General features: G+C 36.3%; 11 protein-coding genes and 1 other RNA gene. 7 read left to right on the top strand and 5 right to left on the bottom strand.

Going from position 1 to position 12,642, the window contains the following annotated elements:
* The first annotated feature begins 158 nt into the window (after positions 1-158).
* Both msrB and lpdA read left to right on the top strand, forming a co-directional pair.
* Positions 159-638 (top strand): peptide-methionine (R)-S-oxide reductase MsrB, encoded by a 480-nt coding sequence (gene msrB / locus ACFSQS_RS08520; protein WP_388017054.1) that lies wholly within the window; start codon positions 159-161, stop codon positions 636-638.
* Between the two features lie 287 nt (positions 639-925).
* A complete protein-coding gene (lpdA, locus tag ACFSQS_RS08515; RefSeq protein WP_388017051.1) occupies positions 926-2,299 on the top strand; it encodes a dihydrolipoyl dehydrogenase in 1,374 nt (457 codons plus the stop codon).
* Positions 2,300-2,343: 44 nt separating this feature from the next.
* Here the strand turns inward: lpdA and aroQ are convergent, their stop codons facing one another.
* Positions 2,344-2,757 carry a type II 3-dehydroquinate dehydratase gene (aroQ, locus tag ACFSQS_RS08510; RefSeq protein WP_388017048.1) on the bottom strand — a complete coding sequence of 138 codons (414 nt, stop codon included), beginning with the start codon at positions 2,755-2,757 and terminating at the stop codon, positions 2,344-2,346.
* Between the two features lie 63 nt (positions 2,758-2,820).
* On the opposite strand from aroQ, the gene ACFSQS_RS08505 reads away from it, so the two are divergent.
* Complete coding sequence (locus ACFSQS_RS08505) at positions 2,821-3,738, top strand: site-specific tyrosine recombinase (RefSeq protein ID WP_388017045.1); 918 nt, start codon at positions 2,821-2,823, stop codon at positions 3,736-3,738.
* Positions 3,739-3,811: 73 nt separating this feature from the next.
* Here the strand turns inward: ACFSQS_RS08505 and rny are convergent, their stop codons facing one another.
* The 4 genes from rny to ACFSQS_RS08485 all read right to left on the bottom strand — a co-directional run bounded on the left by rny (position 3,812) and on the right by ACFSQS_RS08485 (position 6,225).
* Positions 3,812-5,389, bottom strand: a complete 1,578-nt coding sequence (gene rny / locus ACFSQS_RS08500; protein WP_388017042.1) for a ribonuclease Y — start codon at positions 5,387-5,389, stop codon at positions 3,812-3,814.
* 55 nt (positions 5,390-5,444) lie between these two features.
* A non-coding RNA gene (ssrS, locus tag ACFSQS_RS08495) (6S RNA) lies at positions 5,445-5,569 on the bottom strand.
* Positions 5,570-5,625: 56 nt separating this feature from the next.
* The gene (locus ACFSQS_RS08490; RefSeq protein WP_388017039.1) at positions 5,626-5,919 is read right to left on the bottom strand and encodes a cell division protein ZapA; all 294 of its coding nucleotides are present in this window, start codon (positions 5,917-5,919) and stop codon (positions 5,626-5,628) included.
* A 15-nt stretch (positions 5,920-5,934) separates the two neighbouring features.
* Positions 5,935-6,225, bottom strand: coding sequence for a hypothetical protein (locus tag ACFSQS_RS08485; RefSeq protein WP_388017036.1), 291 nt, complete (start codon positions 6,223-6,225; stop codon positions 5,935-5,937).
* A 511-nt stretch (positions 6,226-6,736) separates the two neighbouring features.
* Between ACFSQS_RS08485 and ACFSQS_RS08480 the strand changes: the two genes are divergently transcribed.
* The 4 genes from ACFSQS_RS08480 to ACFSQS_RS08465 are packed head-to-tail and all read left to right on the top strand — an operon-like array spanning position 6,737 to position 12,641.
* A complete protein-coding gene (locus tag ACFSQS_RS08480; protein ID WP_388017033.1) occupies positions 6,737-8,422 on the top strand; it encodes a M23 family metallopeptidase in 1,686 nt (561 codons plus the stop codon).
* 12 nt (positions 8,423-8,434) lie between these two features.
* Positions 8,435-10,903, top strand: coding sequence for a TonB-dependent receptor (locus ACFSQS_RS08475; protein ID WP_388017030.1), 2,469 nt, complete (start codon positions 8,435-8,437; stop codon positions 10,901-10,903).
* Positions 10,904-10,920: 17 nt separating this feature from the next.
* Positions 10,921-12,108, top strand: a complete 1,188-nt coding sequence (locus ACFSQS_RS08470; protein WP_388017027.1) for a retropepsin-like aspartic protease — start codon at positions 10,921-10,923, stop codon at positions 12,106-12,108.
* 2 nt (positions 12,109-12,110) lie between these two features.
* On the top strand, positions 12,111-12,641 hold the full coding sequence (locus ACFSQS_RS08465; protein ID WP_388017024.1) for a PH domain-containing protein: 531 nt from the start codon (positions 12,111-12,113) through the stop codon (positions 12,639-12,641).
* Position 12,642: the final 1 nt, after the last annotated feature.

Genomic DNA, 12,642 nt, shown 5'->3' with positions numbered 1-12,642 from the left:
TTTTCCATAGGATTTTATATTCGATAAAAATACAAAAATTGTACCTTTATTTTTTTTTGACACATGATAATTTTATTGGTCACACTCTTTTGCGTTATTCTATTAAAACCATGTAAAGTTACTTGATCTATACCGACTTATACAAATAAACTAAAAACATGAAAAAGTCTATCGTTTTATGCTTTGCAGCAATATTGCTAAGTTGCAATGGTTCTGCCCAAAAAACAAATACAAAAGCATCTAAAACATTTAAAGTTACAAAAACCGAAAGCGAATGGAAGGCTCAATTAACCGAAATGGAATTTTATGTATTGCGAAAAGCAGGCACCGAACGCGCATTTTCAAGTCCGCTTAACTTACAATACGCTAAAGGCACTTACCATTGTGCAGGCTGCAATACACCTTTATTTAAAAGCGAGCATAAGTTCGATTCTGGTAGCGGTTGGCCCAGTTTTGACAGGGAAATAAAAGGTAATGTTGGATTTTCAACCGATAATAATTTAGGCTACACACGAACCGAAGAACATTGTGCGACTTGTGGCGGACATTTAGGACACGTTTTTAACGATGGCCCTAAAAAAACCACTGGCAAAAGGCATTGTATTAATGGTGTGGCTTTAAAGTTTGTTCCAAACTAATATTACAATAAATCCAAAAAAAACTTTCACTTAACTTTATGCATTACAGATTACCGTACACTCTAGATTAGCCAATTACATAATTACAAACAAGACTTTGTGCCTATTGCAATACGCCACAGCCAATAGCCTGCACCCAATTTTTAAGTCCAATTACCCAAACCATTAAAATAAAGCAACGGCCTTAATGAGTTGCTTTTAAGCCATAAATTTAAGGCAGTCTTAATGCTTTATTAAAATTCGATTTCGTAAATTCGTAGCTTTAAAAACGACTTAAAATTTTACAGATGAAATACGATATTATAGTTCTTGGAAGTGGTCCCGGTGGCTATGTTACAGCCATTAGAGCCTCTCAATTGGGTTTTAAAACGGCTATTGTTGAAAAAGAAAATCTGGGTGGCGTGTGCTTAAACTGGGGCTGTATCCCCACTAAAGCCTTACTAAAATCCGCACAGGTCTTTGAATATCTAAAACATGCCGGCGATTACGGTTTATCTGTAAAAGATTTCGATAAAGATTTTGATGCAGTTGTAAAACGAAGTAGAAACGTTGCCGATGGCATGAGCAAAGGCGTACAGTTTTTAATGAAAAAGAATAAAATTGATGTTATTGAAGGTTTTGGCAAACTAAAACCAGGCAAAAAAGTTGATGTTGACGGAAAAGAATACAGCGCCGATAACATTATTATTGCTACAGGAGCACGCTCTCGCGAATTACCAAGTTTGCCCCAAGACGGTAAAAAAGTAATTGGCTACCGCGAAGCCATGACTTTAAAAAAACAACCTAAAAAAATGATCGTGGTAGGATCTGGCGCCATTGGTGTAGAGTTTGCTTATTTCTACAATGCCATGGGTACCGAGGTTACTATTGTAGAATACTTACCTAATATCGTTCCCGTTGAAGACGAAGAAGTTTCGAAACAATTAGAGCGCTCCTTCAAAAAAAGTGGCATTAAGATAATGACTTCCTCAGAAGTTACCAAAGTTGACACTTCCGGCAGTGGCGTTAAAGCCAGCGTAAAAACCAAAAAAGGCGAAGAAATTTTAGAAGCCGATATTATTCTTTCTGCCGTAGGCATTAAATCGAATATAGAAAATATCGGGTTAGAAGATGTTGGTATTGTGGTTGATAAAGATAAAATTCTAGTAAACGATTTCTACCAAACCAACATTCCAGGCTATTATGCCATTGGCGATGTAACCCCTGGGCAAGCTTTAGCGCATGTCGCTTCCGCGGAAGGGATACTGTGTGTAGAAAAACTTGCAGGACAACATGTTGAAGCTTTAGACTACGGAAACATTCCGGGGTGCACTTATTGCTCGCCAGAAATTGCAAGTGTTGGCTTAACCGAAAAACAAGCCAAAGACAAAGGGTTAGATATTAAAGTTGGAAAATTCCCGTTTTCGGCATCTGGTAAAGCCAGTGCTTCTGGTGCAAAAGATGGTTTTGTAAAAGTGATTTTTGATGCTAAATATGGTGAATGGTTAGGCTGCCACATGATTGGTGCTGGCGTTACCGATATGATTGCCGAAGCTGTGTTGGGCAGAAAACTGGAAACCACAGGACACGAAGTTTTAAAAGCGGTGCATCCGCACCCAACCATGAGCGAAGCCGTTATGGAAGCGGTTGCCGATGCTTATGATGAAGTGATTCATTTGTAGAAAGCACCACCTAGCCTCCCCTTCGGGTAGGCTAGGTGTTTTTTTTAAAAGCTTTGTATCGCCAGCTCGTAACTCTGCAAACCAAAACCCAGAACAACACCCTTGGCGTTTGGCGATATAAACGATTGGTGCCTAAACTCTTCCCTATTAAAGGTATTGGAAATGTGTACTTCAACCACGGGAGTTTCAATGGCTTTTACCGCATCGCCAATGCCTACCGATGTGTGGGTATAAGCTGCGGCATTTAATATAATACCATGGTAACTAAAACCAACTTCGTGCAATTTATCGATAATCTCGCCCTCAATATTCGATTGATAATAATCAATTTCAACGTCGGTATATTTTGTCTTTACTTCCTCTAAGAATTCAGTAAAAGACAAACTGCCGTAAATATTAGGTTCTCGCTTTCCTAAAAGATTAAGGTTGGGACCATTGATAATGATGAGTTTTTTCATAAATCAAATATATCAAAAAATCTGCATAAAAAATATTGGGAATTTATCCTATTTTTACATCACATGAAATGGCAACACGCACTTAAGGATTATCAACTCTATTTAAAAATAGAACGCGGTTTATCGCAAAACTCCATTGATAGCTATGCGCTCGATATTAAAAAACTAATTTGCTTTTTAGAAGAAAACAACATAGGCCTGTCGCCCATAACCATAAGTCCAGAGGTTGTGCAAGGGTTTATTTACGAAACCGCAAAACTAGTTAATGCTAGGTCGCAATCTCGCATAATTTCGGGATTGCGCAGTTTTTTTAATTATTTGGTTTTTGAAGATTACAGGACATCAAACCCGTTGGAACTTATTGAGTCTCCAAAAATAGGAAGAAAGCTACCCGATACATTAAGTATGGAAGAAATAAACCAATTAATAGGCGAAATAGATTTAGCCCAAGAAACCAACGGCATTAACATTGGCGAACGTAACAGGGCTATTTTAGAAACCTTGTACGGATGTGGTTTGCGTGTTAGCGAGCTAATTAACCTTAAAATATCGGATTTATTTTTTGATGAAGGCTTTATAAAAGTTACCGGAAAGGGAGATAAACAACGATTTGTTCCTATTGTTCCCATCACTCAAAAATACATCAATATTTATAAAAATGAGGTTAGAACTCATCCCAAACAAAAAATTCAGGCTGGTTTTGAAGATACCCTGTTTTTAAACCGAAGGGGCAAACAATTAACACGAGCCATGATTTTTACCATAGTTAAGCAATTAGCTGAAAAAGCTGGATTTAAAAAAAGCATCTCCCCGCATACCTTCAGACATTCTTTTGCGACACATTTATTACAAAACCATGCCGATTTGCGTTCCATTCAACTCATGTTGGGGCACGAGAGCATTACCACTACCGAAATTTATGTGCACTTGGATAAAAGCCATTTAACCGCAGTTGTAGAAAAATACCATCCTAGAAAATAGCTGTTGGCTGTTTGTTAAACTAAAAAATCCAGCATAAACCAGATTTTTTTAGTATTGTATTTATTTAACAAACTTATTTGGCAATATTCACCGCTCTAGTTTCTCTAATAACGGTTACTTTAACCTGTCCGGGATACGTCATGTCGGTTTGTATTTTTTGGGAAATGTTAAAAGATAAATCTGCGGCTACATCATCGTTTACTTTTTCGCTTTCAACAATAACACGCAGTTCTCTACCCGCTTGTATGGCATAGGCTTTTTTAACGCCGTTAAATCCAAAAGCAATATCTTCCAAATCTTTTAATCGTTGAATATAGCTATCCAACACTTGGCGTCTTGCACCTGGGCGTGCGCCGGAAATGGCATCGCATACCTGTACAATGGGTGCCAATAAAGATTTCATTTCTATCTCGTCGTGGTGTGCTCCAATGGCATTGCAAACGTCGTCCTTTTCGTTGTACTTTTCTGCCCATTGCATACCAAGTATAGCATGTGGTGTTTCCATATCTGCTTCGGCATCTGGCACTTTTCCGATATCGTGAAGCAATCCGGCACGTTTTGCTAATTTAGGATTTAATCCTAATTCGGCCGCCATAACTCCGCATAGTTTTGCCACCTCGCGCGAATGCTGTAAAAGGTTTTGGCCGTAAGACGAGCGATACTTCATCCTTCCAACCATTTTAATTAATTCTGGATGTAAATTATGGATTCCTAAATCGATAACAGTTCGTTTACCAACCTCAATAATTTCCTGTTCGATTTGTTTTTGGGTTTTATTAACAATCTCTTCAATTCTAGCGGGATGAATTCTACCATCAGTTACTAATTTATGAAGCGATAATCTGGCTATTTCTCTTCGAACAGAATCGAAACACGATAAAATAATGGCTTCTGGTGTATCGTCAACAATAATTTCTACACCCGTGGCAGCTTCAATGGCTCGAATATTTCGTCCTTCACGACCAATTATGCGCCCTTTTACGTCATCAGATTCTATATTGAACACAGATACGCAATTATCTACGGCCTCTTCGGTTCCAATGCGCTGAATGGTGTTTATAATAATCTTTTTAGCATCTTGTTCGGCAGTTAATTTGGCTTCTTCCAATGCGCTCTGGATATAGGCCATAGCATCGTTTTTTGCCTCTCCTTTTAAAGATTCTACCAATTGCTCTTTGGCTTCTTCTGCCGATAAGCTAGAAATAACCTCTAGCTGTTGCACTTGGCTTTTATGGAGTTTGTCCAGGGCTTCCTGCTTCTTTTCCAAAACCTCTATCCTGTAGCTGTAATCTTTTTGTTTAGCTTCAAGCGTAGCGTTAAGCTTTTTGTTTTTTGAAAGCTCACTGGATATTTGAGACTCTTTATCACGGATACGTTTTTCGGTCTCTGCCATTTTTTTATCTCGAGACAAAATGACCTTTTCGTGCTCGGATTTAAGCTCTAAAAACTTTTCCTTGGCCTGAAGAATCTTATCCTTTTTAATGGATTCTCCCTCTGTATTTGCTTCTTTTAATATATTGGACGCTGCTCGTTTTGCATCACGTATTAACTTAGAAGCTTTGTTTTTTTCGAGCATTTTTGCTATAACGAACCCTATTATAAGCCCTAATAGCACGCCTCCTGCCATTAATAATATTGAATTGATTTCCATAATGTTTGTTGGTTAGTATATATAAAAAAGCCTACACCAGTATAAAGTTTTGTATAAACTCCTTAAAAACAAGTTTAGGGCTAACAAGCTGATCAAGGATCTGCTAGGTACTAAACAAATAGCACATGCAGCCTGCTTTTACAACTTAAACTCACCCTTTTTAAAGAATTAACGTTGAGTTTATCAAAAAAAATAACCAATGTAGGCAGTAACTTTTAGTTTATTTTAAAGAACGTTTAAGAGATTACATGCGATTTCAACAACTCATTTAAAGCTTTTAGCTTTTCTTCTACATGTTCGCTTACATGTGCTTTATCAATAGATTTCTGTTCTACTTGAGAGGCAAACTGTAAGGCACACATGGCCAATACATCTTGTTTGTCTCTAACAGAATAGCTTTGTTCAAATTGCTTGATCATAACCTCAATGTTTTTAGCGGCTTTACGCAATCCTTCTTCTTGATTGGCTTCAATGGTTAAGGGGTAAACCCTATTGGCTATTGAGAGCTTTATTTTAAGCTTTTCTGACATGCAATCTATGTAACATTAATCTGAGAGTTGAGCAATACAATGATCTATATCTCTTATTAATGCGTTTATTTTAAGCTTTGTTTCTCTTTTATTATCGTCACTACCAAGTATTGAGTTTGCCATTTTTAGCGCTTCGTATTTTTCTTCCCAACTTGCAATGTGCAACTTTTGGTTTTCACGTTCGCGTTTTGAAGCTTCTAATTCTTCTTTCAATTTTAAATTAGCCTGCTTTAAAAGCTCTAGTTTGTGCAATACCCTGCTAATTTTGTTTTCTAAAGAATCTACAATATCTTCAAGATGACTCATTTACAAATTTCAATACTTACCTCACAAAGTTAAGTTACCTAAGCTTAAATTACAATTGTTTTTTCATAAAATTTTAATTAATCTGGGTTTAATATATAAATATTTGGGCGTTACCACTCCCAAAACTTCGGGAGGTCGGGCTTTCCGTTACAAGTCCTCGCTCCGTCCCGATAACTATCGGGACTCGCTGTGGGCTTTCCACTGCAATCCCTAACGCGGGCAAATCTGCTAAAGTAAAAGCTTCATCAAAGCATTAAGCCATTTTGCCATAACCTAATTTCACTAATTCACATGTAACTCAAGGTTTTTTTTGAGCCAAAGATCCCGAAATAAATTCGGGATTAGTTCAACTAACAATTTTAGGTGCGTCTTGCAGACTTCCTAAAATTGAGTTTCACTAAAATTGGCTCGATTTTTGTTTTGGCTTTGCTTATTCGCACCAAATTAATATTTTAGCCTATTGCCAACAAAAATTAACAAGCCTGCTCATTATTTTAGCAACCCATTACATATGCGATTAATCCTTATTCCCTTTATATTGCTCGCCACGGTTACCAGAGCGCAAAACAATTATCCGCAAGATTATTTTGCGCCCCCATTGGATATTACCCTAATTCTTTCGGGTACCTTTGCAGAGTTGCGCTCTAACCATTTTCATTCTGGGTTAGATATTAAAACCCAACAACGTGTGGGCTTAAATGTATATGCCTCGGCCGCTGGTTTTGTTAGCCGGATTAAGGTCTCGCATTTTGGCTACGGAAAAGCGCTGTACATTACCCATCCAAACGGTTACACCACGGTTTATGCGCATTTAAATAAGTTTTCGCCAGCTATTGAGGCTTATGTAAAAAAGCATCAATACAACAAAGAAAGTTTCCAGATTGAACTCTTCCCGAGTGCCGATGAATTAAAAATTGAAAAAGGCCAAATAGTTGCTTTAAGCGGCAATACCGGTGGCTCTAGCGGCCCGCATTTGCATTTCGAGATTCGCGATAAATCTGAAAGACCCATAAACCCCTTGCTGTTTGGCATTGATATAAAAGATTCGGTAAACCCTATTATTTCTTCTGTTTATGCGTATCCTATGGATGAAAACTCGTTTATAAACCAATTGAATACTAAAAAAAAACTGCGATTAATCCCTTTAAAAAATGGCGATTATACCGTTGAAAATATTGAAGCTTATGGCAACATTGGCTTTGGTGTTGAGACTATAGACCGCCAAAATTTAGCGGCCAATAAAAACGGGGTTTACAATATTCAAACTTTTGTAAATGGTAATAAAAACTTCGAACTCGATTTTAGGCGTTTTGCTTTCAGCGAAACTAAACACATTAACAAGCTTATTGATTACGGCTATTATAAAACCCAAAAAAAACGGATTCAAAAATTATTCAAAAAAAACAATCCGCTAAGTATATACAAAGATGTTTTAAACAATGGTATTTTAACGATACAAGACAGCACCTATTCGGTTTACAAAATAAAAGTGGCCGATTTTAAAAACAATACTACTTGGGCCACGGTAACTATTAAAGGCAATAAAACAAACGTAAAAGAAACGCCACCTAAAAAAACCACACCTTATTTTATTAACGCCAATGAAACCACAAATTTAAAAAAAGGAAAAGTTTCAGTCGATTTTTACAAAGACACTTTTTACGAAGATTTTTATTTAGATTTCGATGTAAAAAACGACACTTTATTGTTGCATAAAGACATTGTCCCCACAAAAAAAAGCTTCAAAATTACTTACGATATTAGTGCGTATTCCAATAAAGACAAAAGCAAATTATACATAGCCAAATTGCTGGGCTACAAAAAATTTCCAGCATATTCATCAACAAAAAGACAGGGAAACACATTAACAACATACTCTAAAACATTAGGTGAATTCGCACTGGCAACCGATACCATTAAACCCACCATTGCACCTTTAAATTTTAAAAAAGGGCAATGGCTAAGCAACTTTAGATACTTGAAAATTAAAATTGACGACAAGTTTTCGGGCATATCGAATTACAGAGCAACCGTAAACGGAACATGGATTTTAATGGAGTACGATTACAAAACCAAAACGCTAACCCACGATTTTAACGATGGGATGATTAGCGAAACCAAAAATAATTTAAAGCTAATTGTTACCGATAATGTTGGAAATAATTCTACTTTTGAAACTGTATTTTACAGAAAATAAATTTTCGCGCTTTTGAATTCAAGATTTTCACTTTCAGCAGTTCTTATTTTATTCCTTTTTTCCTTTGGATTTTCGCAAACGGCAACCCTTAAAGGTATTATTTTAAACCATGATAACACGCCCATTTATAAAGTAAACATTAAAACTGGAAGTGTTGGCACAACAACAAACGAAAATGGATTTTACAGCTTAAAAATTCCTGCCAATCAAGATATTACTGTTGAATTCTCTCATCTGGTTTATAAAAAAATCATAATCACTTTCAACCTAAAAAATGGTGAAATCCATGAGTTTTACCCGGTAATGAATACTTCTATTGAGCAAATTTCAACGGTTATCGTATCCGGAAAACGCAGAAAAGATGTTGAAGGCATAACGACTTTAAAACCCGAAACCATCAGAAAAATTCCTGGTGCAAATGCCGGTGTAGAAAATTTATTATTAACACTTCCGGGAGTGAGTAACAATAACGAGTTGAGCACGCAATACTCGGTTCGTGGGGGCAATTACGACGAAAATTTGGTGTATGTAAATGGCATTGAAGTGTATAGGCCGTTTTTAATTCGCTCGGGGCAACAAGAAGGTTTAAGTTTTGTAAATACCGATTTGGTGCAGAATGTCGATTTCTCTTCGGGTGGGTTTCAAGCCAAATATGGCGATAAGCTATCTTCGGTTTTAGATATTACCTATAAAAACCCGTATCAATTTAATGTTAATGCCGATTTAAGTTTATTGGGCGGCAGCCTTTCTATTGAAAATATTAGTAAAGATTCTAAATTTTCGAGTATTGTTGGCGTTCGATACCGCGATAACGGTTTGTTGGTTAATGCCAAAGAAACCGAAACCAATTACGATGCAGCCTTTGCCGATGCTCAAGCGTATTTAACCTATAAATTTACCGATAAGTTTCAGTTGAGTTTTTTAGGAAATGCTTCGTTGAACAAATACAGTTACGAGCCGCAAACGCGGCAAACCAATTTTGGTACGCTTGCAGATCCGTTAGCGTTATTGGTATTTTACGAAGGCCAGGAAAAAGACCAATATCAAACGGTTTTTGGTGCTTTTAAAGGTACGTATTTTGCGAATGACGATTTATCGCTTCATGCCATAGCATCAACCTATCACACTACCGAAGAGGAGTATTTTGATATTTTAGCACAATACAGATTGGGTGAAGTAAACACCAATATTGGCGATGAAAATTTAGGTGAAGTTGAATTTAGCGAAGGCATTGGCAGCCAATTAAACCACGGGCGAAACGATTTAGATGCATTAATTACAACGGTTGAGCACAAAGGCGATTTAAAAATTGACGACAATCGTATTGAATGGTCTGTAAAATACACCAACGAAGATATTCGCGACCGATTGGTGGAATGGGAAGTTATCGATTCGGCAGGGTTTTCCATTCGTCCACCACATATCGATGCCTTTAACGAGCAGCCTTACGCACCTTTTGAGGGCCCCATTGAGCCGTATCAAAATGTTCGTGCCACAAATAACACCAAAATAAACCGATTGCAAGCTTATGCGCAATGGAGTAAACGCTCGGTTATTGGTACGAGCGATGTATGGTACAATGCGGGATTGCGGCTGCATAACTGGTCTGTTGATGATGCTTCGAGTACAGTCGGGAAATTAAATCAAACCGTATTTAGTCCGCGTGCGCAATTCGCTATAAAGCCGTATTGGGAAAAAGATATGCTTTTTAGAATTGCTGGAGGTATGTATTATCAACCACCATTTTATAGAGAGTTACGCGATGCCGATGGCGTGGTTAAGCCCCATGTAAAAGCGCAACAATCGTTTCATTTGGTATTGGGAAATGATTATAGTTTTAAGATGTGGGACCGCCCTTTTAAGCTAACAACCGAAGCGTATTATAAAAGTTTAAGTAATGTAAACCCTTATACTTTAGAGAACGTCCGCATCCGATATCGCGCTAATAATTCCGCGAAAGCGTATGCCTACGGATTGGATATGCGATTAAATGGCGAGTTTGTACCGGGCACCGAATCGTGGTTTAGTTTTGGCTATTTAAAAACCGAAGAAAACACAAACAACCGCGGTTTTATTGCACGACCAACCGACCAGCGTTTAAAGTTTGCTGCACTTTTTCAAGATTATGTACCCAATATTCCGAGTATGAAAATGTACTTAAATTTGGTATTTAATACCGGATTGCCCGGTGGCTCGCCAAGTTATGCCGACCCTTACGAATACCAAAACAGATTGCCATCGTACAAACGCGCCGATGTTGGGTTTCAGTTTGTTTTGGTTGGCGATAAAAAACAGTTTAACAGCGGTTGGAAAAAACCGTTTAAGGAACTTACCTTTGGTGTTGAAATTTTTAATATTTTCGATGTACAGAACTCTATAACAAACACTTGGGTGCGCGATGTTTACAGCAAACGCCAATATGCTATTCCTAATTATTTAACACCTCGCGTTTTTAATGTGCGGACGACTATGAAATTTTAAAAATTAATATTTTATCAATGCACAAAACTATTTTTAATTCCCTTCTTTTCTTTTTAATTTTAAATTTTTCGTGTGCTCAAAATCCAAGTTTAGACAAAGGGAGAATCACAACAAAAAACTATTACACAGAAATACCTTATGAAGATGTTAATGGCAAACTTATTATTCCGGTTACCATTAAAAACAAAACATACCGCTTTCTTTTTGATACTGGAGCTCCTAATTTAATTAGCACTAAGGTTAAAAAAGATTTAAACATCAACTCAGACAACGAAATATCTGTTTCTGATGCCAATAGCACAAAAGAAAAAATGGGTATTGCTACCCTACCGTATTTTACACTGGGCAATATTACTTTTAAAAACACAACAGCCTTAGTTTATAATGATGCAGACAACTTCCTCTTTAACTGCCTTAAAATTGATGGTATAATAGGTAGTAATGTTTTAAAAAAATCTATCGTACAGATTTCATCAAAAAAAAACCTCATAATAATTACTAATAGCCGAAAAAAACTAAACCTAAAAAAGCAAAATGCATCAAAACTAAAACTAGTGGGCGGGCAAAAAAGCCCATACATTCCAATTAAACTAATTGGTGAAAAAAGCCTAACAGAGTATGTGCTTTTTGATACTGGAGCAAGTGGGTTTTACGATTTATGTTTAAAACACTACAAAACATTTAAGCCGCATAAGGTAATTAACACTTTATCTGAAGCCAAAGGTGCTGCAAATATTGGGTTATTCGGAGTTGAGGGCGTACAAAATCAGTACCGCGTTAAAATTCCAAAGTTAAGTATTAACGGAACTCATTTTAACAATGTAATTACAGTTACCGAAAGTGATAATAATTCTAGAGTTGGCTCTGAGTTATTAGACTACGGAGATGTAACCCTCGATTTTAAAAATAAAAAAATCTACTTCCACCCTTTTGAAACTGAATTGAATTTAGATGAAAAACTACTTGGTTTTAAGCCAACATTAAATAATAAAAAACTGATTGTTGGTTTTGTTTGGGACGAGGCTTTAAAAGATAAAATTGCTTATGGAGACCAAATTATAGAAGTAAATGGAATTAATTTTGAATCTATTAATATTTGCGATTTTATAACTAAAGAGTCTATTTTTAAAGAAATAAACACCCTAGATATTAGTTTTAAAAATAGCCAAGGCGAAATCAATAAAATACGTTTAAAAAAACAATAATTATGGATACGCCATCCAACATCATAAAAAAAGCAGTATTTAACCCAAAGATTAAATTGTATATTCTTTATGTGGTTTCTTTTTTCTTGCTAATTTCTATTCTTGGCATTCCTATTTTAATTGTTTGGTTTTTAGGACTTGGGCAACACATTAGCAAACGGTTTTACAACAATTTGGAATGCCAATTAACAAACCGCCATTTAGAATTTAAAAAAGGGGTGTTGTTTAAAGTTGAAAAAACGATTCCGTTAGAAAACATTCAAGATTTAACTTTTATTGAAAATCCGTTATTAAAATATCTCGATTTACGTATTCTAAAAATTGAAACTGCAGGACAAAGCAATCCTAAAGGCAGCGATATGAAACTTATTGGTATTATTGATTCTGCTAACTTTAAAGAGCAGGTTTTAAAGCAACGCGAAGCAATTCAATCTAACTCAAAAGAAAATATGCAAACCGCTTTTTCAAATGAAAAAACCAATATTCTGCTTGAAGAAATACGGGATTTATTGAATGATATAAAGAATAAATGAG

Source organism: Gelatiniphilus marinus (assembly GCF_042684345.1).
In the GTDB taxonomy this organism is placed as follows: Bacteria; Bacteroidota; Bacteroidia; order Flavobacteriales; family Flavobacteriaceae; genus Gelatiniphilus; species Gelatiniphilus marinus.
This window is presented reverse-complemented; position numbering and strand designations above follow the sequence as displayed.

Coding starts and splice junctions, on each gene's coding strand:
- msrB (WP_388017054.1), top strand. CDS start 159: ATGAAAAAGTCTATCGTTTTATGCTTTGCAGCAATATTGCTAAGTTGC.
- lpdA (WP_388017051.1), top strand. CDS start 926: ATGAAATACGATATTATAGTTCTTGGAAGTGGTCCCGGTGGCTATGTT.
- aroQ (WP_388017048.1), bottom strand. CDS start 2,757: ATGAAAAAACTCATCATTATCAATGGTCCCAACCTTAATCTTTTAGGA.
- ACFSQS_RS08505 (WP_388017045.1), top strand. CDS start 2,821: ATGAAATGGCAACACGCACTTAAGGATTATCAACTCTATTTAAAAATA.
- rny (WP_388017042.1), bottom strand. CDS start 5,389: ATGGAAATCAATTCAATATTATTAATGGCAGGAGGCGTGCTATTAGGG.
- ACFSQS_RS08490 (WP_388017039.1), bottom strand. CDS start 5,919: ATGTCAGAAAAGCTTAAAATAAAGCTCTCAATAGCCAATAGGGTTTAC.
- ACFSQS_RS08485 (WP_388017036.1), bottom strand. CDS start 6,225: ATGAGTCATCTTGAAGATATTGTAGATTCTTTAGAAAACAAAATTAGC.
- ACFSQS_RS08480 (WP_388017033.1), top strand. CDS start 6,737: ATGCGATTAATCCTTATTCCCTTTATATTGCTCGCCACGGTTACCAGA.
- ACFSQS_RS08470 (WP_388017027.1), top strand. CDS start 10,921: ATGCACAAAACTATTTTTAATTCCCTTCTTTTCTTTTTAATTTTAAAT.
- ACFSQS_RS08465 (WP_388017024.1), top strand. CDS start 12,111: ATGGATACGCCATCCAACATCATAAAAAAAGCAGTATTTAACCCAAAG.